The organism is Raineyella sp. W15-4 (genome assembly GCF_033170155.1).
GTDB lineage: Bacteria > Actinomycetota > Actinomycetes > Propionibacteriales > Propionibacteriaceae > Raineyella.
The window spans coordinates 738,986-763,504 of the sequence record NZ_CP137079.1 but is presented as its reverse complement, the minus strand read 5'-3'; the positions used below and the strand labels follow the sequence as shown (position 1 = coordinate 763,504).

Below are 24,519 nucleotides of genomic sequence, written 5' to 3'. Positions count from 1 at the left end.
GTCAGCGGACCTCGGAGACCACCGTGCCGATGGTCAGCGCGCCCGCCTCCCGCGCCGCCGACGCGACCGCCGCCACGTCGGCCAGAGTGCCCTCCACCAGCACCGGCTCGCCAGCCGCGGAATCGCCGGACCAGACCACGTCCAGATCGTCCGGTGGCCGGAAGGCCGTCCCGGGCGGCATCCGGACCACTCCGGCGGCGCGGGCGCCGGGATCGTCGAAGGGGCGCAGCACCAGGGACCGGACGACGGTGAGGCGTTCGGCGGCCCGGCGGAGCAGCTGGCACCGACGCTCGGAGGCGTCGAAGGTGAGGGCGATCGTCCCCGGGCGCCCGTCGAGCGCGCCGGTGGCGAGGGAACTGAAGTTGACGCCACGCTCGGCGAACACCGAGGCGAGCGCCATCAACGCCCCCGGCTGGTCCAGGCACTGGACCAGCGCCACCCAGGACCGCGGCGCCGACGGGTCCGCCACCGGTTCACTCATCCGACTCCCCTTCCGGAACGTACGGCCCCGCCGGAACGTACGGCGCGACCGTCGCGGCGATCCGCCGGGCCGCACCGGCCAGCAGGGCATCCTCGTCGGGCGGCAGGTCACCGAGCAGCACCTCGCCCCACCCCTCCGGTCCCAGCACGACGGGCACACCGAGCACCCCGTGCACCGGCCGACCTGCCACCCGGGTCTCCCCCGCCAGCGCGACCTGCCCGGCGGTCACGATCTCGCGGCCGTCCGCCAGGGCGGAGATCAGGTCCACCGTGGCGTTGGCGGTCCCGACGGCCGTCCGTGCACCCGACTGGTGGGTCAGCCAGGGCCGGGTGACCGTCCGCAGGTCCGGCGGCCACGCCTCGACCATCGCGAACGCCCGTCCGCTGTCCTGCTGGGCGAGCAGCTCGGCCTGCGCCGCGGCGATCTCCGCCGGGAAACCGGCCAGGTCACGGCCGGCGCGCAGCCCGGCGACGGTACGGTCCCGCTCCCCCTCGACCAGCCCGCGGATCCGCACCGAGGACCACAGCGGCACCGCATCGTCGCCGTGCTGACCGGCGATGAACCCACCGATCCGCTGGCGGCGCACCCCCAGGCTGTGGGCGATCTCCCGACGGAACCGCAGGGTGTCGAGCCAGGCGCCCATCCCGATCACCCGGTGTCGGCCGAGCCGGGCGGCCATCGTCGCCACCCCCAGCTCGACCGGGTTGGTGACCACGATGACCACCTCGTCCCCCGAACCGTGCTCGGCCAGAGCCTCGGCGTACGCCGCGAACATCGCGTGATTGGCGCGCGCCAGCGCCGCCCGGTCGACCGGTTGGCCCGGCTTCGTGCCCAGCGTCGCCCCGGAGGCCACCACGATGACGTCGGCGACCACCTCGTCGGGATCCAGCGCCACGTCGAACAGCGGCGCGATCTCGTCGTACGCATCGATCAGGTCGGCCCGGTAGCCGTGCGTCGCCGCCGCTGACGAGCCGCCGCGCCGACCGACCAGCTGGAGTCGCGCGGTGGTGGGCAGCGCGCGGCGCTCGATCAGCTGGGTGCACACCTGCCGTCCCACCGCACCGGTGGCCCCGATCACCGCGACGTCCATGTTCCGAGCGTACGGAGCCAGGGTGTCGAACATGTTGCGAGCGTTCCGGGCCGCCGGCCCGAGTGGCCCCGTCATCCCATAGGGTGAGGGCGATCACTCTGGGCGGTCCCTGCGGGATCCCCACGACCGGAAAGGCGCCCATGCCCGGCTTCGAGATCCTGCTCATCGTCATCGTGGTGCTGGTGGTGGCCGGCCTGCTCTTCGGCGGCCTGCGGACCAGCATCTTCTTCACCGTCCACACCCAGGAGAACGTGCTCGTCGAGCGGTTCGGCAAGTTCCAGAAGGTCGCCGGCGCCGGCCTCAACATGAAGATCCCGTTCATCGAGACCACGACGAAGCCGATCTCGCTGCGGGTGCGCCAGCTCGAGGTCAACATCGAGACCAAGACCAAGGACAACGTCTTCGTGACGATCCCGGTCGCCGTGCAGTACGTCATCGACCAGCACGCCGTCGTCGACGCCTACTACAAGCTCTCCGACCCGGAGGACCAGATCCGGTCGTACGTGTTCGACACCGTCCGCTCAGCGCTGTCCGGACTGACCCTGGACACCGCGTTCGAGTCGAAGGACGACATCGCCACCACCGTGGAGCAGCGGCTCTCCCAGTCGATGGCGGAGTACGGGTTCCGGATCGTCAACACGCTGGTCACCGACATCTCCCCCGACCCGCGGGTGCGTGACTCGATGAACTCGATCAACGCCGCCCAGCGCGAACGCGACGCCGCCCAGTCACTGGCCGAGGCGGACAAGATCAAGCGGGTCACCCAGGCCCAGGCCGAGGCCGAGTCCAAGCGGCTGCAGGGCGAGGGCGTCGCCGCCCAGCGCAAGGCGATCGCGATGGGCATCGCCGAGCAGTACGAGATGCTGCGTGAGGCCGGCATCGAGGACACCGCCGAGCAGTTGCTGCTGATGACCCAGTACTTCGACACCCTGCAGGACGTCGCCCGCAACGGCCGCTCCAACGTGCTGCTGCTGCCGTCGAACCCGGGGGCGCTGGGCGACCTGTCGCAGGAGATCCGAACGTCCCTGCTGACCAGCTACGAATCGGAGCACGCCCGCCGCGACGGCGACGCCCGCGCCGATCATGAGGCCGCCCAGCATCGGGTCGCCGAACAGCGAGCCGCCGCCCACCACGCCCAGCAGGAGGCCGCCTACCAGGCCCAGGCCGCCGCAGGACACACTCCGGCCGCCGGCTCGACGGCGGGTACCGCCGCTGCCGGGACAGCGCAGAACACCGCGGAGGAGCTCGCCGCCCGGGCGGAGCAGCTGGCCGGGCGACTGCCGCAGCGCCTGCAGGACCAGGTCAACCAGTTCCTGCAGCAGCGCGACGACAAGTAGCCGTCCACAGGTCGCGCAGGGGTCCCAGGGTCTATCCCCGGGGACCCCTGTGTTCTAGAATCGCACACATGGAGATCCGTGATGTCACCCTCGGAGAACGCATCGCCGAAGGCCGAGGACTCCGAGGGCTCACCCAGGACCGCCTCGCGCATGCCGCGGACCTGAGCCGCACCGCCATCGCGAAGATTGAATCGGGAACACGTCGCGTATCCGCACTGGAATTGGTCGCGATCGCACAGGCTTTGAACTTCCGGTTGGACTGGTTCACCAACGCTTCTCCACCAGCCATGGTGTCGCATCGCAACCTGTCCGAGCCGGGCGCTCCCAGTCCGTCCATCGACTTGGCCCTCGAAATGCTCGTTCGCGATGTGGAGTTCGTTGCCTCCCAGATCCAACGCTCACGTCCAGCACCGCCGTCACCGCTGGACGCGCCCGCCCACGCTCAGCAGGCCGACGACGTGGCCGCGACCGCCCGGGGTCTCCTGGGGCTCCCCGCTGACGAACCTGTGCACGACCTGCAGCATCTCGTCGCCTCACTCGGGCTCCTGGCCTTTTCTCTCGATCTGGGGCAGGAGGGTGCTGACGCGGCCACGATCCTCCTTCCCGACGGTGGGGTGAGCCTGATCAACGGTGATCGGTCCGTCGGCCGCCGGCGACTGGCGCTCGCCCACGAACTGTGTCACTACCTCGTGGCGGACGACTACCGCATTGACTGGCAGGTTGCCGTAGCCAATGACGCCGACACCCGCGAAGCCGCGTTCGATCGCTTCGCACGGGCGTTGCTTCTCCCTGGCACGGGACTGGAATCAACGTGGCGAGACCACCGGGGCGAAGGTCTGCGGCTGGCAGCGGTGCTCACCGGAAGCCGTTTCCAGGTCGACATGACTACTTTGGCCCGCCGCCTCCGAGAACTCGATCTCATCGGTTCTGAGGAGTCGACAGCCATCCGTGCCGTCCGCACAACGAAGGGCGACATCGTCGAGTGGGGGCTCCATGTCCCCCATGATCTCGAACCACCAGCGCTACCGATCGCGTATCAGCAGGACGTACTCCGCCTCTACGAGCGAGAGCTGATCTCTGAGGACAGGGCCCTCGATCTCCTGTACGGCGCATACGGGGACGACGACCTGCCGCCTCTCGCTCCAGGCAAGATCTCAGAAATCTAGCTCCGTCAAGGCAGCCCGAGCTACCCACACCTTGCCTTGGTGCTCGCCTGCGACTGGCTTGAGGTCCGCCAGCTGAATACAGAACTCCCGTTGCGGTTGTTCGCCCAGTTCAGCCAGAGCTTGGTGGGTAAGGACAATCGCAATCTCGGCGAGTGCTCCGTGTTGGCCCTGGCCAAGGCCGAGGGTGCCACCGCAGTCATTGACGACCGAGCGGCCCGCAGAGTGGGGGAGCACAACCATGTGACGATCAAAGGCACTCTGGGTCTCATGGTGGACGCCATTCGAGCAGGCCTGCTGACGGTCCAACTTGTCAGCCAGATCGCCGACGATCTACTCGCGAGCGAGTATCGTCTCCCGTTCGCCCCTGGGGACTTCGAGATCTGGGCCCGACAGAACGACCTGTTCTGATCCGTCAGGCCGCCGGCGCCACGTACGGCTGGGAGACGGGCATGCCGGAGTCGGCGCCGAGCAGGATCGACGACGGTCGGGCACCGGCCTCGACCAGCTGGGCGCCGAGCACGGCGATCATTGCGCCGTTGTCCGTGCACAGCCCTGGCCGGGGACGCCGCAGGGTGATCCCGGCCGCGGCCGTACGCTCCGCCAGCAGTCCGCGCAGCCGGGAGTTCGCCGCGACACCACCGCCGAGCAGCAGGGTCTCCGCGCCGTGGTACTCACAGGCGTCGACGGCCTTCGCGGTGAGCACGTCGGCGACGGCCTCCTGGAACGAGGCAGCCACGTCGTTCACCGGGATCTCGCGCCCGCCGGCCTGCTCGGTCTCGACCCACCGGGAGACGGCGGTCTTGAGGCCGGAGAAGGAGAAGTCGAACCGGTGCCGGTCCAGGTCGTGCTTGGCGGTCAGGCCGCGGGGGAAGCGGATCGCCCGCGGGTCGCCCTGCTGGGCGGCGCGGTCGATCACCGGACCGCCCGGGTAGGCCAGGCCGAGCACCCGGGCCACCTTGTCGTACGCCTCGCCGGCGGCGTCGTCGATGGTGGTGCCGACCTCCTCCAGGTCACCGGTCAGGCTGCCGACCCGCAGCAGCGAGGTGTGGCCGCCGGAGACGAGCAGCGCCATCGTCGGGCTGGCCGGGTCGAGCGGGCCGTGTTCGAGCAGGTCGACGGCGACGTGGCCGACCAGGTGGTTCACCCCGTAGAGCGGCGTGTTCCAGGCCAGCGAGAGGGCCTTGGCCGCCGCGATGCCGACCGTCAGGGCACCCATCAGGCCGGGCCCGGAGGTGACAGCGATCCCGTCGAGGTCGTCGGGCGCCACTCCCGCCGCCGCGAAGGCACGTCCGAGGGCGGGCACGATCGCCTGCAGGTGGGCCCGGGAGGCCACCTCGGGGACCACCCCGCCGAAGCGGACGTGCTCTTCGACGGAACTGGCCACCTCGTTGGCGAGCAGTTCGGTGCCACGGACGATGCCGACACCGGTCTCGTCGCAGGACGACTCGATGCCGAGGACGAGCGGTCCGGTCATGCGTTCTTTCCTTCCAGATCGGGTCGTACGGACTCGACGGGCGCGCCCATCACCAGGGCGTCCGCGCCGGGGCCGTAGTAGTCGGGGCGGGTGTGCACCGTGCGGAAGCCGCAGCGCCGGTAGAGGGCGAGGGCCGGGGTGTTGTCGTGACGCACCTCGAGGAGGACCTGTCCGATGCCCCGGGTCCGCAGCCGGACCAGGCCGGCCTGCACCAGGCCACGGCCGACGCGACGGCCCCGGGCCGACGGCGCCACCACGACCCGCAGCAGGTCGGCGGTGTCGGGACCGATCAGGAAGGTGATCACCCCGAGCAGACCACCGGGGGCCGGGTCGACGGTCGACTCGGCCGGGTCGGCGTCCGCGGCGACCAGGACGATCCGGTCGGCCCCGTCGAGCTCGGCCCGCCAGGACGACTCGCTCCACTGTTCCCGGGGTGGGAACCCGGTCCGCTCGAGGTCCAGGATCGTGAGCAGGTCCGCGGCCGTGGCCGGGCGCAGGACCATGCCCGCCCGATCGGTCATGCCCGCCCGATCGTCAGGCGCTTGTGGCTGACCAGGGCGGACTTGCGGGTGGTCGGCGCGACCGCGTCGGGTCGGCGCAGATAGAGCGGCCGGTCTCCCGCCGACGGCAGCAGCAGGCCGACCCGGGCCAGCAGGCCGGGATCGATCGCCCGGGGCCCCTCGTCGCGGCGGCCGTGGTGCACGGCCGGGTAGAGGTCGGCGGCGGGACCGACGACGGGCAGGACGGGCAGGGCACCCGGGACGCTCACCTGCGGCTCGCCGATCCGGGTGCCGTCGGGGGCGTAGCGGGCCCAGTAGAGCTCCTTGCGACGGGCGTCGGAGGCGACCAGGAAGTCGCCGGCCGGCGTCGCCCGCCGGGCGTGCTCGTACGCCACGACGTCGAGGCTGCACACCCGGTGCAGTGGCGTGTTCCCCGCCCAGGCGAGCGTCTCGGCGGTCGCGATGCCGACCCGCAGGCCGGTGAACGGGCCGGGCCCCAGCCCCACCACGATGTCGGTCAGGTCGGCCAGGACGGCGCCGGCCTCCGCCAGCGCCTCGCGGATCCAGGCGGCGAGGTGCTCGACGTGGGCGCGCCGATCGCTGTCGCGCCGGGTGGCGAGCACGGTGTCGCCGGCCGCGACGCCGACACACATGTCGGTCGAGGTGTCGATCGCCAGGACCAGCGGGGTGCCGGCGGCGCACGGGTCAGTCATGGAGCAGGCCTCCGGTGGGTGCAACGGCTTGGATCTGGCGGTGCAGCTGTTCCCAGCGCTCGCCCTCGCCGCGGAGGAACACGAACCGGGTCTCGTCGGCTGGATCGCCGGAGCGTTCGATGGACAGCAGCAGGCGGTCCTCGCTGAGCTGCTCGGCGACCCCCTCGCCCCACTCGACCAGGGTGACGGCGTCGCCGGCGGTCTCGTCGAGGTCGATGTCGTCCAGTTCGGCGGCGTCACCCAGCCGGTAGGCGTCGACGTGGACCAGCGCCGGACCGTCTCCGGTGCTCCGGTGCACCCGGGACAGTACGAAGGTCGGCGAGACCACCGGGCCCTCGACGCCGAGCCCGGCACCGAGGCCCTGGGCGAAGGTGGTCTTGCCCGCACCGAGCTCACCGGTGGCGATGATCAGGTCGCCGGGACGGACGACCCGGGCCAGCCATTCCCCCAGCCGGACCATGTCCTCGGCGGTGGGCACCTCGAAGGCGACCGGGAGTTCCCGGCCGACCTGGAGCAGCAGGTCACCGCGGGAGAGCACCTCGTAGCCCAGCCGGCGCCACCAGGCCAGCAGCTCGGGGAACTCGACCCGGACGCCGAGCTGGGCGAAGGTGCACCCGCGCAGTGCGGACAGCTCCTCGGCCAGCTCGATCATCGCGGTCGCGATGCCGTGGCGCTGGAAGTCCGGGTGGACGCTGACCCGGTGCCAGTGCGCCACCGCCGCAGGCAGGTCGGTCGAGGCGTCCACCCCGAGACCCACCAGGACGGCCCCGGCGGGCCGGCCGCCGACCCGCGCGATGATCCCGAATCCGTCCCGCAGGGCCTTGGCGACGGACGCCGCCGTCTCCAGCAGACCGGCCGGCGGCGGCCCGGCGGCCCGGCGGGCACCGAACGCCGCATGGATGACCTCGACCAGGGCGGGAGCGTCCGACTCCACGGCGAGGGCGAGGTCGAGCTGGGGCTCAGCACTCATACGTGACTCCTCTCGGTGCTCCGGACGTCGGGACGCCGGGGCACGGTCTCGGTCGATCACCGCAGGGCCCGACGGCACTGCGGTCGACCGACCAACCATGCTAGCCGCGGCGGTGCGGGCGTTCCCCGCGCGGCCGGGTCCCGGCGTGCGGGCTCAGTCCCGGCGCCGCCCGCGGTCACCGTACGACCCACGGTCGCCGTAGGATCGGCGGCCACCGCCGTAGCGGCGGCCGCCCCGCCGCCGCTCGGGCTGCTTGGGGGCGATCAGTTCCTCGTACGCCGCGTCCTCGATCGGTTCGGCGGAGGGCTTGCGGGCGCCGGTGGCACGGTACAGCCACTCCTCGTCGGGGGTGGCCTCCTGCGGCTTGGCCTGGACGCCGGCCTGGTGGGCCAGTCGCACCATCGAACGGCGCTGGTGCGGCAGGATCAGCGTGACAACCACGCCGTCGGTGCCGGCGCGGGCCGTCCGGCCGGCCCGGTGAGTGTAGTCGCGGGGGTCGGCCGGCGGGTCGACCTGGAGGACCAGGCCGATGTCGTCGACGTGGATGCCGCGGGCGGCCACATCGGTGGCGACCAGCACCGGCACGGTGCCTTCCTTGAAGGCACCCATCACCCGAGCCCGGGCGCCCTGGGTGAGACCGCCGTGCAGCGCGCCGGCCATCACTCCGGCCTCGCGCAGTTGTCCGGCGATCCGGTCGGCGCCCTTCTGGGTGCGGGCGAAGACGATAGTGCGGCCGTCGCGGTTGGCGAGCTCGGCGGTAACGGCGGCCTTGTGCTCGGGCTTGACCAGGACGAGGTGGTGCTCCATCGTCGAGACCGTCGCCTGGGCGGAGTCGACCTCGTGGACGGTGGGGTCGTGGAGGTAGCGCTTGACCAGCCCGTCGACGCCCTTGTCCAGCGTCGCTGAGAACAGCAGCCGCTGCCCATCGGTCGGGGTCTCGTCAAGGATCCGGGTGACCTCGGGCAGGAAGCCCATGTCGGCCATCTCGTCGGCCTCGTCGAGGACCGACACCCGGATCGCGGACAGATCGGCGGCCCCCTGCTCGATCAGGTCGATCAGCCGGCCGGGGGTGGCGACGATGACGTCGACGCCCCGCGACAGGGCACGCCGCTGCGGATCGTACGACATGCCACCGGCCACCAGCAGGGACCGCATGCCGACCGCCCGGGCGAGCGGGGAGAGCACGTCGGCCACCTGCATCGCGAGCTCGCGGGTCGGCTCGAGGATGATCGCCTGCGGCAGTCGGGCGGTGCCGTCCGGCTGGACGGTCTCCTGGAGCCGGGTGAGCAGCGGCAGGGTGAAACCGAGGGTCTTGCCGGACCCGGTGCGGCCGCGACCGAGCACGTCCCGACCGGCCGTCGCGTCCGGGATGGCGGCCTCCTGGATCGGGAACGGGTCGGTGATGCCCTTGCCGGCGAGCACGGCGACGAGGGCGGCGGGCACGCCGAGCCGGGCGAACCCGTTGGCCCCGGTCACCACCGAGGTGTCGACCTCGACGTCATCGGCCTCGTGCCACTCCATGGTGTCCAGCGGGGCGGCCGGAGCCTCGTCACGGTCGCGGCGGCCGTGGTCGCGGTTCCGGTCGTCGCGGTAGCGATCATCCGAACGGCGGTCATCCCGACGGTGGTCGGCGCGGTGTCCGTCGCCCTGGTAGCGGTCGGCGCGGCCACCGCCCTCGCGGTTCCCGCTGTCGCGGTAGCGGTCGTGTTCGTGGCCACCACGCCGGTCGTCACGCCGATCCTCGAAACGAGGCTCGTCACGGCGCCGGCGCGGTGCCTGGTCATCGCCCCACCGCTCGCCGTCAACGTCAACGTCGCGGCCCCAGGCCGACGTACGCGGCCGGTTCTCCCGGTAGGAGCTGCCACCCCGGGCGCGGCGATCGTCCCGGGCGTACGGCTTGCCACCGCGGTCCCGGTCCCGACCGTCGCCTTGGCGCCGCTCGTACGATCCGCCCTGGCGCCGCCCGGACGACTCGTTCCCCTCGCGCGGCTGGGTGGATCCGGTGCGGTCCCGGCGCTCGGCCGCGGCGCGCCGGCGGTCCTCACCGTAGGAGCGGCCGTCCCCGTCGTACGCTGCGGGCCTGCGGTCCCCGCGATCGCGGCGAGGGCCCCGATTGTCGCCCCGGTCGCGGTCATCGCCGCGGGTGCGGTCGTAACCGCGGGCCTGCGGGCGGGAGTCCCGGTCGTAGGACCCGCGGCGGTCGGAGCGGTCCGAGCGATCACTCCGGTCGTCGCGACGGTCCTCCCATCGCTCGCCGTTGGCGCGGCCCGGGGCATCGCTGTACTCGCGGCGGAAGGAATCGTCCCGCTGGCCGCCGCGGTGCCGCGGACCGTGGCCGCGGGCGGCCCGCTCGTCGGCGGACCACCGCTTCTTGGGGGTGCCGTCGGCCTTGTGACTCTTGGGTTTGCGGGCGGAGGAACCGCCGGAGGACATGGAAGGGCGCGCGTTGTAGGGCACGGTGATGACTCGTTTCTGGACCCTTGGGTCCTGACCTGATAGGCGCGTCATCATGATCGACGGTCACCCGCTTCCAGCGGACGACCCGGCTGGTGCGGGAGCGGAAGACGTGCCCATGCGCCCGACATTGGGCGTCTACGTCCCGGACGGCGCTGCGCCGCCGGATGGTTCATGCTACACCGCTGGCAGTCTTTACCACGAATCGGTGCGGTGCCCACACCGACCGCCCTGCGGCACAGCCCCGGGACGCCCGACCTCCCTCGACTCCTACACTGGCCACGGAGTACGCGGCGTTCGCCAGCTCGTCACCCGACGTTGGGCGACACGTCGACGTACGTCACCATCCGTCCATCTGGGGACCGCAGACTGGCCGGAGGTCTACGAAAGGGCATCACGTGCGGGTCGCGATCTTCACGGAATCGTTCCTCCCCGCCATCAACGGAGTCACCCACTCCGTGATGCGGGTGCTGGAGTACCTTCGCGACGAGGGCCACCAGGCCATTGTCATCGCCCCCGCCAACGGCGGGCGCGAGCCGGCGGAGTACGCCGGGTTCCCGGTCATCCCGGTGGCAGCCGTCGGACTGCCCGGTTACCACGACGTCCGTGTCTCGGGGACCACCCAGCTCCGTCTGGAGCGCCTGCTCGAAGACTTCCACCCCGATGTGCTGCATCTGGCGGCTCCCATCGCCCTCGGCCACCGGGCGGCGCTGGCCGCGAACTGGCTCGGCATCCCGGTGGTGGCGATCTACCAGACCGACGTCCCCTCGTACGCCGCCCGCTACGGCTTCGCCGGGGCCGAGACGCTGCTGTGGTGGCGGGTCCGCCAGATCCACTCCCAGGCCACGATGACCCTGGCCCCCTCCACCGCGTCACGTACGCAGCTGCTGCAGCACCACATCCCGCGGGTCGGGCTGTGGGGACGGGGCGTGGACTCCGTACGGTTCGATCCGGCCAAGCGGGACGAGGCCTGGCGCCGCCGCGTCGCCCCCGAGGGCGAACGGATCATCGGCTGCGTCGGCCGGCTGGCACCGGAGAAGCAGATCGGCGACCTGCAGGCGCTGGCCGACCTGCCGGACACCACACTGGTCGTCGTCGGCAACGGCCCGCTCCGCGGGGAACTGGAGTCCTTCCTGCCGACCGCGCACTTCACCGGCCAGCTCACCGGCGAGGACCTGCCCCGGGTGATGGCGAGCATGGACATCTTCGTCCACCCCGGGGAACTGGAGACCTTCGGCCAGTCGATCCAGGAAGCGATGGCCTCCGGCCTGCCGGTGGTCGCGCCCGCCAAGGGCGGCCCGATCGACCTGGTCAACTCCTCGCGCACCGGCTGGCTCTACGCGCCCGGTGACCTCGCCTCGATGCGGCGCCACGTCCGCGACCTGCTCGGTGACGACCGCAAGCGGGCAGCCTTCGCAGCGGAGGCCCGGCTGTCGGTGCTGGACCGGACCTGGCGCAGCCTGTGCGACGACCTGATGGGCCACTACCGGGAGGCGATCGACGAGGCGCGGTCGCGCCAGCGGCTCACCGCCTGACGCTCAGCCGCGCAGCACCCGCGGCACCCGCTCACCGATCCGGGTGACGATCTCGTAGCCGATGGTGCCGCACCAGCGCGCCCAGTCCGAGGCGGTCGGCACCACCCCGTCCGGATCCGGGGCGCCGAACAGCACCACCTCGTCCCCGATCTGCTCGGCCGCCCCGGGCCCGAGGTCGACGACGAGCTGGTCCATGCACACGCTGCCGCGCTGGTGCACCCGCCGGCCGCCGGCCGCCAGCTCCAGCCGCCCCGCCCCGTGCCGCGGAATCCCGTCGGCATAGCCGAGCGGCACCAACCCCAGCTCGGCGCCACCCTCCGGGGCGCGCCAGTGATAGCCGTACGACACGCCGGTGCCGGCCGGGATGTGCTTACGGTTCACGAACCGTGCCCGCAGGGTCATCACCGGCGTCAGCGTCACACCGGCGTCCGCCGCGATGGTGCCGTCGGCCGGGTCCAGTCCGTAGCCGGCGATGCCGAGCCGGACCAGCTCGTAGCGGGCCGCGGGGATGCTCAGCGCCGCGGCCGACGCGGCGATGTGGCGGATCGGGACGCGCAGCCCGACGGCCCGGGCCTGCTCGACCGCCCGGTCGAAGACCTCCAGCTGGGCGGTATTGCCCGGGTGCCCCACCTCGTCGGCGCAGGCGAAGTGCGACCACACCGCGACGACCTCGACCGCCCCGCGCTCCTCCGCCGCCCGGGCCGCGGCGACCAACTCGCCCCACTGCTCGGGGCGGCAGCCGTTGCGGGACAGGCCGGTGTCGATCTTGAGGTGGATCCGGGCCGTACGCCCCAGGTGCTCCGCCGCGAGCTCCACTGCCGCGACCTGCTCGGGGCTCTGCACCGACACGTCGACCTCCGCATCGATCAGCGCCGTCGGGTCCTCGTCCGGCCCGTACAGCCAGCAGAACACCCGCCCGGTGTCACCGGCGGCGCGCAGCGCGAGCGCCTCCGCCGGGACGGCGACGCCCAGCCAGGTCGCCCCGGCCTGCCGGGCCGCGGCGGCGCAGGGCAGCATGCCGTGGCCGTACGCGTCCGCCTTGACCACCATCATCACCTCAGCCGGCGCGACGACGGCCCGGACGGCGGTGAGATTGGCCCGCAGGGCATCGAGGTCGATCAGGGCGCTGGCGGTCTGGGGGTCGATGGTGGGCCCGGCGGAAGTCATGTCGGTCATTCTGCCGCGTCGCCCACGGCGGCGGTGTCAACGATCGCCCAGCAACCCGCCGACCGTCAACGATCGGCCAACAGCCCCCGCAGCGTCGCGCCGAACCGCTGCGCCAGCGCGTGCGGCGGCAGGGGTGGCTCGGCCGCCGCGGTGAGGGCCTGCAGGGAGGCGCCACAGACGGCCGCCCGGGCGGCCGGCAGCCCGGCGGCGAGCAGCGCGCCGCAGACCCCCGACAGGGTGTCGCCCGACCCGGCCTGGGCGGTCCAGCCGGGCCCGGGGACGGCGACCTCGACCGTGGGTTCGCCCGGGGTGGCGACGTACTGGGTGGCGCCCTTGAGCAGCACGGTGGCGCCGAACCGCTCGGCCGCCCGGTGCACGTGCGCCAGCGGATCGGTCCCCACCTCGCTCCGGGTGACACCGAGCAGCCGGGCGAGTTCGCCGGCGTGCGGGGTGAGCAGGTGGTGTGGTGCCAGGGTCGCCTCGGGCACATGGCGCAGGCCGTCGGCGTCGATCAGCACCGGCACCTGTTGGTCGAGGATCTCCGCCAGCCGCGCGGTGCCGTCCGGACGGTCCCCCCAGCCGGAGCCGACCACCCAGGCCTGGACCTGGCCCGGGGCGGTGACCACCGAGGGGATCGCCGCCAGGGTCGCCCGGGCCACCTCGGCGGCGCCCAGCGAGCGGATCATCCCGGTGCCGGCGTACGCGGCCCCGTACGCCACCAGCACCCCGGCGCCCGGGTAGGTCGCCGACCCGGCGTCCACGCCGAGCACGCCGCGGGAGTACTTGTCGGACCGGACCGTCGGGACCGGCCAGGCGGCCGCGACGTCGGCGGCCTCCCAGCATCGCAGCATCGGCACCCCCGCCTCGCCGACGGCCGCCCAGTGCAGGCCGATGTCCACCACCTCGAGCCGCCCACAGCGCTCGGCGGCGGGCTGCATCACCTGACAGGCCTTGGCGGTGCCGAAGGTCACCGTCCGTTCGGCGCGGAACGAGGGGTGGGCCGGTGCCCCGTCGGCATCGAGGCCGGAGGGCAGGTCGACGCTGGTCACCGGGGTGCCGGACCGTTCGGCCGCCTCCGCGAGCTGTTGCACCTCGCCGGACAGCCCGGGGTGGCCGCCGATGCCGAACACGCCGTCGACGATCCGGTCCACCCGGCCCATCAGGGACACCGCGGTGTCGAGGTCGACCGGGGTGCCGCCGTTCTCGACGCAGGCCGCCCAGCCGGCCCGGTGCACCCGGTCGGGCACCACCGCGTGCAGCCAGACCCGGACGCCCCGCCCGGCCAGCCGCATCCCCGCCCAGAGGGCGTCGCCGCCGTTGTTGCCGGGGCCGGCGAGGATCAGCACCTTCGTCCCGTCGGTGTGCCCCAGATCGCACAGCAGGCTGGTCGCCAGTGCGTCCGAGGCGCGCTGCATCAGTTCGCCCTCCTCGGTGCGGGCGAACGCCTCCTCCTCGGCGGCGCGGATCGACTCGACGGAGTGGACGAGCAGCACGATGACCTCCTCCGGGCCCACGGGCTCGGGCCCGTCACCCTCTACCTGTCATCCTCGCAGACGACGAACGCGGTCGCGATGCCCCCGTCGTGCGACATCGACAGGTGGGTCCGGACGATGCCGAGCCGGGCCTGGAGGTCGGCGACGGTGCCGGTGGTGACGAAGTAGGGCTGTCCCTCCGCGGTCTTGCGGACCTCGCAGTCGCGCCAGACCAGGCCGCCCGGGGAGCCCAGCGCCTTGGCGAACGCCTCCTTGGCGGCGAACCGGCCGGCCAGCGAGGCCGGCCGGTGGTGCGCCTCCTCGGCGGAGAAGAGGCGCGCCACCAGTCCGGGCGTCCGCAGCAGCATCTCCTCGAACCGGGCGACCTCGCAGACGTCGATCCCGATCCCGACGATGGCCATCCGGGCGAGCCGCTACTCGACGGTGACGGACTTGGCCAGGTTGCGGGGCTGGTCCACGTCGTGGCCGAGGACGGTCGCCAGCTCGCAGGCGAACAGCTGCAGCGGGATGACCGCGACCAGCGGCTGCAGGATCGTCGAGACCCGGGGCAGCCGGATCACCGTGCTGGCGAACTCCTCGACCACCGCATCGTCCTGCTCGGCCAGCGCGATCGGGCGGGCACCGCGGGCCCGGATCTCCTGGATGTTGGAGATCACCTTGTCGTGCAGCTGGTCGCGGCCGCGCGGCGGCACCACGACGAAGACCGGCATGCCGGGCTCGATGATCGCGATCGGGCCGTGCTTCAGCTCGCCGGCGGCGAAGCCCTCGGCGTGCAGGTAGGCGATCTCCTTGAGCTTCAGCGCGCCCTCCAGCGCCACCGGGTAGCCGACGTGGCGGCCGAGGAAGAGCACCGACGGCTGGTCGGCCAGCCGGGCGGCCAGGTCGAGGACCGGGGCGGAGTTGTCCAGGACCTGCTGCATCAGCGGCGGCAGCCCCTCCAGCTCCTTCGTCACCGCGGCGATCTCGTCGCCGTACATGGTCCCCTTGACCTGGGCGAGGTAGAGGCCGAGCAGGTAGCAGGCGGCCAGCTGGGTGGTGAAGCCCTTGGTGGAGGCGACCCCGATCTCCGGGCCGGCGTGGGTGTAGATCACCGCGTCGGATTCCCGCGGGATGGTGGACCCGTTGGTGTTGCAGATCGCCAGCACCCGGGCGTGCTGCTCACGGGCGTGCCGGATGGCCATCAGGGTGTCGGCGGTCTCACCGGACTGGGAGATCGCCACCACCAGGGTGGAGGAGTCGACGATCGGGTCGCGGTAGCGGAACTCGGAGGCCAGCTCCACCTCACAGGGGATCCGCACCCAGTGCTCGATGGCGTATTTGGCGACCATGCCGGCGTAGAACGAGGTGCCGGCGGCGATGATGATGATCTTGTGGATCTGGCGCAGGTCCTCCTCGGACAGCCGGATCTCGTCGAGGGTCAGGGCACCGTCCTCGGTGTGCCGGCCGAGCAGGGTGTCGGCCACCGCCTGCGGCTGCTCGAAGATCTCCTTGCGCATGAACCAGTCGAACCCGCCCTTCTCCGCGGCCGACAGGTCCCAGTCGACGTGGTAGCGCCTGGCCTCCGCCGGACGTCCGGCGAAATCGCTCACCTGTACCCCGTCGGCGGTGATCTCGACCACCGAGTCCTGACCCAGCTCCAGCGCCTCGCGGGTGTGCTCGATGAACGCGGCGACGTCGGAGGCGAGGAAGTTCTCCCCCTCGCCCAGACCGACGACCAGCGGGGAGTTGCGGCGGGCGGCGACGACCCGGCCCGGCGCCTGGGCGTCCACCGCGACCAGGGTGAACGCGCCCTGCAGCCGGTTGACCACGGTGAGCAGCGCCGCGTGCAGGTCGGCGCCCTTGGCGACCTCGACACCGAGCAGCTGCGCGGCGACCTCGGTGTCGGTCTCGGAGCGGAAGCTGATCCCCTCGGCGGCCAGTTCGGCGCGCAACTCGGCGAAGTTCTCGATGATGCCGTTGTGCACCACGGCGACCCGGCCGTCCTGGGAGAGATGGGGGTGGGCGTTGCCGTCGGTGGGGGCGCCGTGGGTGGCCCACCGGGTGTGGCCGATGCCGGTGCCGGACTCCGGCAGCGGGTTGTCCTCCAGCGCCAGCTCGAGGTTCAGCAGCTTGCCGGCCCTCTTCTCGGCGGCGATCCGTCCGTCCGCCACGACGGCCACACCGGCCGAGTCGTAGCCCCGGTACTCGAGGCGCCGGAGCCCCTCGATCACGACCTCACGGGCGCTGCGGGGCCCGACATACCCAACGATTCCACACATGGGTGACAGCCTAGCGGCCGACTCGGACCACGCGTGCCCGCGAACCGTACCCGCCCGGCTGCCCGCGGCACGGCGGTGGCGTCGGGGCGCGCCCGGACACGGCAGAATGGCGCCCATGCCAGACGCGACGCTGCCACCGGGCGACTCCGCACCGGACCTGGGGGAGGCCGGCGGACCGTACGTCCACCGCAGCCGGGCCGATTGGGCGGAACTCGCCAACGCGCTGCCGTCACCGCTGAGCGAGGAGACGCTGGACCGGCTGCGCGGTCTGGGCGACCCCACCTCGATGCGCGATGTGGTCGAGGTCTACCAGCCGCTGACCCGGCTGCTCAGCCTGCATTTCCGGCACCGCGGCAACCTCTACCGGTCCACCAACACCTTCCTGCGGCTGGACGTCAAGCGGACCCCGTTCGTGATCGGGATCGCCGGTTCGGTCGCCGTCGGCAAGTCGACCACCGCCCGTCTGCTCACCGAGCTGCTGCGCAACTGGCCCGACCATCCCAACGTCGAGCTGGTCACCACCGACGGCTTCCTCTACCCCAACGAGGAGCTCAAGCGGCGCGGCATCATGCACCGCAAGGGGTTCCCGGAGTCGTACGACCGCCGGGCACTGCTGCGGTTCGTGATGGACGTGAAGTCGGGGCGTCCCGCGGTGACCGCACCGGTCTACTCGCACCTGTCGTACGACATCGTGCCGGGTGAGCGGCTGGTGGTGCGCCAGCCCGACATCGTCGTGGTCGAGGGCCTGAACGTGCTGCAGCCGGCCCGGGTGCACGCGGACGGCTCCACCGGGCTGGCGCTGAGCGACTTCTTCGACTTCTCGGTGTACGTCGACGCGGCCGCCGAGGACATCCGCAGCTGGTACCTGGAGCGGTTCATGTCACTGCGGGAGACCGCGTTCCGCGATCCGCGGTCCTACTTCCGCCGGTACGCCGAGATGAGTCTGGAGGGCGCGATGCGTCAGGCGGCGAACATCTGGGACACCATCAACGGCCCGAATCTCGCCCTCAACATCCGCCCCACCCGTGGCCGGGCCACGGCGATCCTCCGCAAGGGCGTGAACCACGAGGTGAAGTGGGTGCGGATCCGCAAGATCTGACCGGCCGGCTCAGCGGGCGGCGCTGCGCAGCGTCAGGCGTTCGCCGACCACGGCCGCCAGCCCCTCGGCGACCGCCCGGGAGCGGTCGGCGTCCTCGCACTCCACCATCACCCGGACCACCTGCTCGGTGCCGGACGGGCGCAACAGCACCCGGCCGCGTGATCCGAGGGCGGCATTGGCCGACGCCACCGCGGCGAGCACCTCGGGGTCGGTGGCGGCGCGGTGCTTGTCGACGTCGGGGACGTTGATCAGCACCTGGGGGATCCGGTGGACCACCGAGGCCAGTTCGGCCAGCGGCGCCCCGGTGTCGGCCATCACCGCCATCAGCAGCAGCGCGGTGAGGGTGCCGTCGCCGGTGGTGGCGAGGTCGCGCAGGATGATGTGGCCGGCCTGTTCCCCGCCGAGGTTGTGACCGCCGGCGCGCATCGCCGCCAGCACGTGCCGGTCACCGACATCGGTGCGGATCACGTCGATGCCGCGGGCGGTGAGGGCATGGTCGAGGCCGATGTTGCTCATCGCGGTGACCACCACGGCGTTGTTCTTGAGCAGGCCGCGCTCCTGCAGCGCCAACGCGAGAACGGCGATGATCTGGTCGCCGTCGACGATGTCACCGTCGGCGGCCGCGGCGATCGCCCGGTCGGCGTCGCCGTCGAGGGCGATGCCGAGATCGGCGCCGTGCTCGAGGACGGCGCGTTGCAGCTCGGCCGGGTGGGTGGAGCCACACCGGTCGTTGATGTTGGTGCCGTCGGGCTTGCCGTTGATCACCACGACCTCGGCGCCCAGCTCGCGGAACGCCGCGGGGGCGGTGCGGTGGGCGGCACCGTTGGCGAGGTCGAGGACGACCTTCAGCCCGGCCAGCGAGACGCTGCCCTGGGTCGCGGAGCGCAGCGTGGAGACGAGATGATGGGTGTAGTCATCCACCAGCTGGGGGGCGTCGGACACCCGCCCGACGGCCGCCCCCATCGGGCGCTGCCAGGAATCGAGCATCCGCGCCTCGATGGCGTCCTCCTGGGCGTCATCGAGTTTCCAGCCCCCGACGCGGAAGAACTTGAGACCGTTCTCCGGCATCGGATTGTGGCTCGCGGTGAGCATGATCCCGATGTCGGCGTTGTTCTCCCGCACCAGATGGGCGACTCCGGGGGTCGGCACGATACCGACCCGGACGACGTCGGTGCCGGTGCTGGCCAGCCCAGCCACGACGGCGCACTCCAGGAACTCGCCGCTGATCCGGGGATCGCGACCCACGAGTGCCTTGAGGCGGCGGTGACCGCCGCCCTCACCGAGGACGTGGGCCGCCGCGACCGCCAGATCGAGCGCCAGTTCCGCCGTGAGGTCCTGGTTCGCGCGCCCGCGAACACCGTCCGAGCCGAAGAGACGACCCACGTCGAGTCACCCCCCAGAGGCCTGGATCAGCGCTTCGAGTACTGCGGAGCCTTGCGGGCCTTCTTCAGGCCGGCCTTCTTGCGCTCCACCGCACGCGCGTCACGGGTCAGCATGCCGGCCTTCTTCAGGCCCGGACGGCTGGCCTCGGCGTCGACGGCGTTCAGCGCACGGGCCACGCCCAGACGCATCGCGCCGGCCTGGCCGGAGGGGCCGCCACCGTGCACGCGGGCGATGACGTCGTAGGCGCCCTCGACACCGGCGACGACGAAGGGCTCGTTCACCAGCTGCTGGTGGATCTTGCTCGGGAAGTAGTCCTCGAGGGCCCGCCCGTTGAGGGACCACTTGCCGGTGCCCGGAACGATCCGGACGCGGGCGACGGCCTCCTTGCGGCGGCCGGTGGCCATGCCGGGCGCGATGATGGCCTGGCGCTCGCCGGGGGCCGCGGTACCCGCGGCCTCACCCTCGGAACGATAGGCGATCTCGCGGTCGCCCTCGGTGAAGGAGGCGAACTCCTCGCTGCTGTCGGTGGTCTCTTCGACGTTTTCAGACACTTGGTTGATCCTCGGCAATCAGTGGGTCACTGGGCGATCTGGACGATCTCGTACGGCTGCGGGTTCTGTGCCGCATGCGGGTGCTCGGGGCCGCCGTAGACCTTGAGCTTGCCCATCAGCTTGCGGCTCAGACGGTTCTTGGGGAGCATGCCCCAGACCGCCAGCTCCACGGCGCGGCGCGGGTCCTTCTGCAGGAGCTCGCCGTACGCCACGGCCTTCAGGCCGCCCGGCTCACCGCTGTGCCGGTAGGCCATCTTGTCGGTCGCCTTCTTGCCGGTCAGCCGGATCTTGGAAGCGTTCACGACCACGACGAAGTCACCGCCGTCGATGTGCGGGGCGAAGGTCGCCTTGTGCTTTCCGCGCAGCAGGGTCGCGGCGGTCACGGCGAGGCGGCCGAGGGTCACACCCTCGGCATCAATGACATGCCAATGGCGCTCGATCTCGCCGGGCTTCGGGCTGTACGTAGACACGGTCGGGGACCACTTCCACTAGGTAGTTTTACGTTCTCTGTACGCAGTGCGGCCGGGAAGCCGCGATCGCCACCCCCGGTCTCCGGGGCGACGGGCTCGCCGGCATGCGACGCCAAGCGCACATCGGAATAGGTTACCGTCGCCGAGCGCCCGGGTCAAAACAACCGACCGGCCGCCGGCGCCGCAGGCGACCCGTGTCCTCCCCTTTGTCTATCACACGTCTTACCACACGACGTGACGAACCCGACGCCCGCCCCTCCCCAGGACGGACCCTCACCGCCCCTATCGTGCCGTCATGGGAGAGACTCTGACCATTCGCGACAATCGCACCGGGGAGACGTACGAGCTCCCGGTCTCCGAAGGGACCATCCGGGCGAAGGATCTGTTCCAGATCCACGATGCCGAGGGCCGTGGCCTGGTGTCCTTCGATCCGGGCATGTTCAACACCGCCGTCTGCCATTCCTCGGTCGCCTACATCCACGGCGACAAGGGCATCCTCGACTACCGCGGCTATCCGATCGAGGAGCTCGCCGAGAAGTGCAGCTACCTCGAGGTGGCCTATCTGCTCGCCTACGGTGAGCTCCCGACTAGCAGCCAGCTGGCCCGCTGGGAGTACGACATCAACCACCACATGTTCATCCCGGAGAACGTCAAGAAGCTGATCGACGCGTTCCCGTACGACGCCCACCCGATGGCGAAGCTGATGTCGGCGGTGAGTTCGCTGCACGCCTTCTACCCGGAGTCCCGCGAGGCGGACCTGCACCTCAGCCCGCACCTGCAGATCCGCCGGCTGATCGCCAAGATGCCGACCCTGGCGGCGTTCTCCTACCGGCACTCCGCCGGCCTGCCGTTCGTCTACCCCCGCGACGACATCTCCTATGTGGAGAACTTCATGCGGATGCTGTTCATGATGGGCGAGCGCGACTACCGCCCCGACCCGCGGCTGGTGCACGCGCTGGAGGTGCTGTTCGTGCTGCACGCCGACCACGAGCAGAACTGTTCCACCACCACGGTCCGCACCGTGGCGTCGTCCGGCAACGGCCCCTACACCTGCGTGTCGGCCGGGATCGGGGCGCTGTTCGGCCCGCTGCACGGCGGCGCGAACGAGGCGGTGCTGCGGATGCTGCGCGAGATCGGCGCCGTGGAGAAGGTGCCGGAGTTCATCGCCGGGGTGAAGTCGGGCGGCGCCCGGCTGATGGGCTTCGGCCACCGGGTCTATAAGAACTACGACCCGCGGGCCCGGATCATCAAGTCGACCGCACACGACGTCTTCGAGGTGACCGGCGTCAACCCACTGCTGGAGATCGCGCTGGAGCTGGAGAAGATCGCACTGGAGGACGAGTACTTCGTCAAGCGGCGGCTCTACCCCAACGTCGACTTCTACTCCGGGCTGATCTACGAGGCGCTCGGCTTCGAGCCGGAGATGTTCACCGCGCTCTTCGCCATCCCACGCACCGCCGGCTGGCTTTCCCAGTGGCTGGAGGGCGCCAACGACCCGGAGCAGAAGATCGTCCGGCCCAAGCAGATCTACACCGGCGCGCCGCGACGGCACTTCGTCCCGATCGACGAGCGCGGCTGACCCGGGGCGGGCGGCTCCGGGACGACGTCCCCCGGGACGCGCCCCCGGGGCTGGTGGCCGGCCCGTACATTGGCCTCATGCCCACCACCCCCGGCGACGGATCCCAGCCTCGCGACGACCGGACCCCTGCCCTCGGCGACCGGACTCCGGCCGACCTCGTCGGCCGGGGTATCAGCCGCGCCAAGCTGATCCGTGAGGTCAGCCTGTGGGTGGTGGCCCTGCTGTCCGCCGCGGCCGGCGCGCTGGCGCTGCAGCTGACCGGCAGCTGGGGATGGTCGCTGGCGGCCTTCGCCGTCGTCCTGACCGTGACGATGTACCTCCGGTCCGTCCTCACCCGCCGCTGGACCGACCGGTCCCGGCAGCGGGCGGTCGACGCGATGGTCGCCGAGCAACTCGCCAGGGACGCCGAAGCGGCCCGGCGCCGCGCCGAACGCGCCGAACACGACCACCCGTCGGCGCACCGGAACCGCCGCAAGCCGCAGGCCAACCCCTACCGACGCAGGGCCGACCGGTGACCGGGACCGCCACTCCGCTTCCCCGCGCCCACCGCGACGTCGTCTCGTTCGTCCGGCGCAGCACCCGGATGAACGCCTCGCAACTGCGCAACTGGGAGGCGCACCACGCCGCCTGGGTCATCCCGCTGGCCCACCGGGCCACCAGCACCTCCGTCGCCCCCGGGCAGCCGTTCGACCCGGCGGCGATCTGGGGGCGGACGGCCCCGCTGTGGCTGGAGATCGGCACCGGCAACGGTGAGGCCTGTGTCGCGATCGCGGGCCGGCACCCGGAGGTGGACTACCTGGGGTTCGAGGTGTTCAAGCCGGCGGTCGCCAGCGCCCTGGGGATGGTCGCCCGCGCGGGCCTGACGAACGTACGCCTCGCCGAGGTCGACGGGGTGGACGCGCTGCGGCACTGGATCCCGGCCGGAAGCGTGGCGCGGATCCTCACCTTCTTCCCCGATCCCTGGCACAAGGCCCGCCACCACAAGCGCCGGCTGGTCAACCCGGCCACCGCCGCACTGGTCGCCTCCCGGCTGCGGCCCGGCGGCAGCTGGCACCTGGCGACCGACTGGCCCGACTACGCCGAGCAGATGCGTGAGGTGCTCGACGGACGCCGCGACCTGGTCAACGCGTACGGCGGGTGGGCGCCGCGCCCGGAGGCCCGGCCACTGACCCGGTTCGAGCAGCGCGGGCTCGCCGCCGGCCGGCAGATCCGTGACCTGGTCTACCATCGCCCGGCTGACTCGACCGATCCCGCAGACCCGGTCGATGGCCATCGGGCCGGCCGATGATCGAGGGCCCGGCACCGGGCACCACCCGGTGGCGACTGGACATCGCCTACGACGGCACCGACTTCAGCGGCTGGGCGGCCCAGCCGGACCGGCGGACGGTGCAGGGCGAGTTGGAGCACCGGATCGGCCAGGTGCTGCGACTGTCCGCCCCGGCCACTCTGACGGTCGCCGGGCGAACCGACGCCGGGGTGCACGCCCGGGGCCAGGTGGCCCACGTCGACCTGCTCGACGAGGCCCCGGTGGACACCCTGCGGCGCCGGCTGCAGCGGGTGCTGCCGGCCGATCTGGTGGTCCGCGACGTACGTCCCGCGCCGGCGGGCTTCGACGCCCGGTTCGCCGCCCGGTGGCGCCGCTACGTCTACCGGCTGGTGGACGAGGCGGGGTTCGCCGACCCACTGCTGCGCGGCCATGTCGCCCGGATCCGCGGCACGCTCGACCCTGACGCGCTGACCGCGGCCGGCCGCGAGTTGCTCGGGCTGCGGGACTTCGCCGCGTTCTGCAGGCCGCGGGAGGGCGCCACCACGATCCGTACGCTGCTGGACTGCACGGCGCGCCGCCGGCCGGGGGACGGGACGGTGGAGATCACCGTACGGGCCGACGCGTTCTGTCATTCGATGGTGCGCTCCCTGGTCGGGGCGCTGGCCACCGTCGCCACCGGCCGGCGCGACCTGGCCTGGCTGCGCACCGTCCGGGACGCGACCAGCCGCCAGTCGTCGATCCAGGTGATGCCGGCGCACGGGCTCACCCTGGAGGAGGTGGGCTACCCACCCGACGACGAACTGGCGGCCCGCGCTGCAGCCGCCCGGGCGGTCCGGGTGCTGACCCCGACGACACCCACCACCGAGCCCCCGACGGACGGAGACTGCTGCGGTGACTGAGGAACCGACCGAGCACTACTTCTCCACCCCGCAGGGCGCGGAGCACCGCCGTACGATCCACCTCACCGTTCGTGGCCGGGAGCTGACCCTGCAGACCGCCAACGGGGTGTTCTCCGGCAGCCGGCTGGACCCGGCGACCGCCGTGCTGCTCAAGGAGGTGCCGCCCCCGGGGCCCGAGGTCCGTCGGGTCGCCGACGTCGGCTGCGGCTACGGCCCGATCGCGCTGACCCTGGCCCTGGACTGCCCCTGGCTGTCGGTCGATGCGGTGGACACCAACGAGCGGGCACTCGCCCTGACCCGGGACAACGCCGCCGCACTGGGGGTCGCCGACCGGGTGCGGACGTCCACCCCGGACCGGGTCGACCCGGCCGCGAGGTACGACGAGATCTGGTCCAACCCGCCGATCCGGATCGGCAAGGAGGCGCTGCACGAGCTGTTGCTGACCTGGCTCGGCCGGCTCACGCCGGACGGGCGGGCGGTGCTGGTGGTCGGCAAGAACCTCGGGGCGGACAGTCTGCAGCACTGGCTGGGCGAGCAGGGGTGGCCGACCGAGCGGCTGGCGAGCTCGAAGGGGTTCCGGGTGCTGGAGAGTCGGCGCGAAAAGAACCATTGACCGCGCGGTGCACGTCGATA

24 protein-coding genes are annotated in these 24,519 nt (G+C 72.1%); 10 read left to right on the top strand and 14 right to left on the bottom strand.

Going from position 1 to position 24,519, the window contains the following annotated elements; genetic code table 11:
- Nucleotide 1: 1 nt before the first annotated feature.
- Nucleotides 2-481, bottom strand: a complete 480-nt coding sequence (locus R0145_RS03565) for a hypothetical protein (protein WP_317839041.1) — start codon at nucleotides 479-481, stop codon at nucleotides 2-4.
- The gene (locus R0145_RS03560; RefSeq protein WP_317839040.1) at nucleotides 474-1,604 is read right to left on the bottom strand and encodes a lactate/malate family dehydrogenase; all 1,131 of its coding nucleotides are present in this window, start codon (nucleotides 1,602-1,604) and stop codon (nucleotides 474-476) included. The genes R0145_RS03565 and R0145_RS03560 overlap by 8 nt, the downstream gene beginning before the upstream one ends.
- Before the next feature lie 107 nt (nucleotides 1,605-1,711).
- Here R0145_RS03560 and R0145_RS03555 point away from each other — a divergent pair, with 107 nt between their 5' ends.
- The 3 genes from R0145_RS03555 (at nucleotide 1,712) to R0145_RS03545 (ending at nucleotide 4,482) form a co-directional block, all read left to right on the top strand.
- Entirely contained in the window at nucleotides 1,712-2,908 is a 1,197-nt protein-coding gene (locus tag R0145_RS03555; RefSeq protein ID WP_317839039.1) for an SPFH domain-containing protein, read from the top strand.
- Nucleotides 2,909-2,976: 68 nt separating this feature from the next.
- The gene (locus tag R0145_RS03550) at nucleotides 2,977-4,074 is read left to right on the top strand and encodes a helix-turn-helix domain-containing protein (protein WP_317839038.1); all 1,098 of its coding nucleotides are present in this window, start codon (nucleotides 2,977-2,979) and stop codon (nucleotides 4,072-4,074) included.
- Between the two features lie 39 nt (nucleotides 4,075-4,113).
- A complete protein-coding gene (locus tag R0145_RS03545) occupies nucleotides 4,114-4,482 on the top strand; it encodes a nucleotide-binding protein (protein ID WP_317839037.1) in 369 nt (122 codons plus the stop codon).
- 4 nt (nucleotides 4,483-4,486) lie between these two features.
- Here the strand turns inward: R0145_RS03545 and tsaD are convergent, their stop codons facing one another.
- From tsaD to R0145_RS03520, 5 genes are all read right to left on the bottom strand, one after another.
- Nucleotides 4,487-5,548, bottom strand: a complete 1,062-nt coding sequence (gene tsaD, locus R0145_RS03540; protein ID WP_317839036.1) for a tRNA (adenosine(37)-N6)-threonylcarbamoyltransferase complex transferase subunit TsaD — start codon at nucleotides 5,546-5,548, stop codon at nucleotides 4,487-4,489.
- On the bottom strand, nucleotides 5,545-6,069 hold the full coding sequence (locus tag R0145_RS03535; RefSeq protein WP_317839035.1) for an N-acetyltransferase: 525 nt from the start codon (nucleotides 6,067-6,069) through the stop codon (nucleotides 5,545-5,547). Before R0145_RS03535 ends, tsaD begins: the two co-directional genes overlap by 4 nt.
- Nucleotides 6,066-6,761 (bottom strand): tRNA (adenosine(37)-N6)-threonylcarbamoyltransferase complex dimerization subunit type 1 TsaB, encoded by a 696-nt coding sequence (gene tsaB / locus R0145_RS03530; RefSeq protein WP_317839034.1) that lies wholly within the window; start codon nucleotides 6,759-6,761, stop codon nucleotides 6,066-6,068. The genes R0145_RS03535 and tsaB overlap by 4 nt, the downstream gene beginning before the upstream one ends.
- Complete coding sequence (gene tsaE, locus R0145_RS03525) at nucleotides 6,754-7,731, bottom strand: tRNA (adenosine(37)-N6)-threonylcarbamoyltransferase complex ATPase subunit type 1 TsaE (protein ID WP_317839033.1); 978 nt, start codon at nucleotides 7,729-7,731, stop codon at nucleotides 6,754-6,756. Before tsaE ends, tsaB begins: the two co-directional genes overlap by 8 nt.
- A gap of 153 nt (nucleotides 7,732-7,884) precedes the next feature.
- Entirely contained in the window at nucleotides 7,885-10,164 is a 2,280-nt protein-coding gene (locus R0145_RS03520; protein ID WP_317839032.1) for a DEAD/DEAH box helicase, read from the bottom strand.
- Nucleotides 10,165-10,583: 419 nt separating this feature from the next.
- Here R0145_RS03520 and R0145_RS03515 point away from each other — a divergent pair, with 419 nt between their 5' ends.
- Nucleotides 10,584-11,720 carry a glycosyltransferase family 1 protein gene (locus R0145_RS03515; RefSeq protein ID WP_317839031.1) on the top strand — a complete coding sequence of 379 codons (1,137 nt, stop codon included), beginning with the start codon at nucleotides 10,584-10,586 and terminating at the stop codon, nucleotides 11,718-11,720.
- A 3-nt stretch (nucleotides 11,721-11,723) separates the two neighbouring features.
- On the opposite strand, the gene alr is transcribed toward R0145_RS03515, so the two are convergent.
- From alr to glmS, 4 genes are all read right to left on the bottom strand, one after another.
- Nucleotides 11,724-12,887: an alanine racemase gene (gene alr / locus R0145_RS03510; protein ID WP_317839030.1), complete on the bottom strand. Its 1,164-nt coding sequence runs from the start codon at nucleotides 12,885-12,887 to the stop codon at nucleotides 11,724-11,726.
- A gap of 65 nt (nucleotides 12,888-12,952) precedes the next feature.
- Nucleotides 12,953-14,380, bottom strand: coding sequence for a bifunctional ADP-dependent NAD(P)H-hydrate dehydratase/NAD(P)H-hydrate epimerase (locus tag R0145_RS03505; protein ID WP_317839029.1), 1,428 nt, complete (start codon nucleotides 14,378-14,380; stop codon nucleotides 12,953-12,955).
- A 41-nt stretch (nucleotides 14,381-14,421) separates the two neighbouring features.
- The gene (locus tag R0145_RS03500; RefSeq protein WP_317839028.1) at nucleotides 14,422-14,781 is read right to left on the bottom strand and encodes a holo-ACP synthase; all 360 of its coding nucleotides are present in this window, start codon (nucleotides 14,779-14,781) and stop codon (nucleotides 14,422-14,424) included.
- A 12-nt stretch (nucleotides 14,782-14,793) separates the two neighbouring features.
- Complete coding sequence (gene glmS / locus R0145_RS03495) at nucleotides 14,794-16,638, bottom strand: glutamine--fructose-6-phosphate transaminase (isomerizing) (RefSeq protein WP_317839027.1); 1,845 nt, start codon at nucleotides 16,636-16,638, stop codon at nucleotides 14,794-14,796.
- Between the two features lie 115 nt (nucleotides 16,639-16,753).
- Between glmS and coaA the strand changes: the two genes are divergently transcribed.
- A complete protein-coding gene (gene coaA, locus R0145_RS03490; RefSeq protein ID WP_317839026.1) occupies nucleotides 16,754-17,737 on the top strand; it encodes a type I pantothenate kinase in 984 nt (327 codons plus the stop codon).
- Nucleotides 17,738-17,746: 9 nt separating this feature from the next.
- Here coaA and glmM read toward each other — a convergent pair whose 3' ends face one another.
- The 3 genes from glmM to rplM are packed head-to-tail and all read right to left on the bottom strand — an operon-like array spanning nucleotide 17,747 to nucleotide 20,141.
- On the bottom strand, nucleotides 17,747-19,120 hold the full coding sequence (gene glmM / locus R0145_RS03485) for a phosphoglucosamine mutase (RefSeq protein ID WP_317839025.1): 1,374 nt from the start codon (nucleotides 19,118-19,120) through the stop codon (nucleotides 17,747-17,749).
- 26 nt (nucleotides 19,121-19,146) lie between these two features.
- Entirely contained in the window at nucleotides 19,147-19,680 is a 534-nt protein-coding gene (gene rpsI / locus R0145_RS03480; protein ID WP_411742093.1) for a 30S ribosomal protein S9, read from the bottom strand.
- A 17-nt stretch (nucleotides 19,681-19,697) separates the two neighbouring features.
- Nucleotides 19,698-20,141, bottom strand: a complete 444-nt coding sequence (rplM, locus tag R0145_RS03475; RefSeq protein ID WP_317691059.1) for a 50S ribosomal protein L13 — start codon at nucleotides 20,139-20,141, stop codon at nucleotides 19,698-19,700.
- Between the two features lie 295 nt (nucleotides 20,142-20,436).
- On the opposite strand from rplM, the gene R0145_RS03470 reads away from it, so the two are divergent.
- From R0145_RS03470 to R0145_RS03450, 5 genes are all read left to right on the top strand, one after another.
- Nucleotides 20,437-21,720 carry a citrate synthase gene (locus R0145_RS03470; RefSeq protein WP_317839023.1) on the top strand — a complete coding sequence of 428 codons (1,284 nt, stop codon included), beginning with the start codon at nucleotides 20,437-20,439 and terminating at the stop codon, nucleotides 21,718-21,720.
- A 77-nt stretch (nucleotides 21,721-21,797) separates the two neighbouring features.
- Entirely contained in the window at nucleotides 21,798-22,235 is a 438-nt protein-coding gene (locus R0145_RS03465) for a hypothetical protein (RefSeq protein ID WP_317839022.1), read from the top strand.
- Nucleotides 22,232-23,008, top strand: coding sequence for a tRNA (guanosine(46)-N7)-methyltransferase TrmB (gene trmB / locus R0145_RS03460; RefSeq protein WP_317839021.1), 777 nt, complete (start codon nucleotides 22,232-22,234; stop codon nucleotides 23,006-23,008). Before R0145_RS03465 ends, trmB begins: the two co-directional genes overlap by 4 nt.
- A complete protein-coding gene (truA, locus tag R0145_RS03455; RefSeq protein ID WP_317839020.1) occupies nucleotides 23,005-23,886 on the top strand; it encodes a tRNA pseudouridine(38-40) synthase TruA in 882 nt (293 codons plus the stop codon). Before trmB ends, truA begins: the two co-directional genes overlap by 4 nt.
- Nucleotides 23,879-24,499 carry a class I SAM-dependent methyltransferase gene (locus R0145_RS03450; RefSeq protein ID WP_317839019.1) on the top strand — a complete coding sequence of 207 codons (621 nt, stop codon included), beginning with the start codon at nucleotides 23,879-23,881 and terminating at the stop codon, nucleotides 24,497-24,499. The genes truA and R0145_RS03450 overlap by 8 nt, the downstream gene beginning before the upstream one ends.
- Nucleotides 24,500-24,519: the final 20 nt, after the last annotated feature.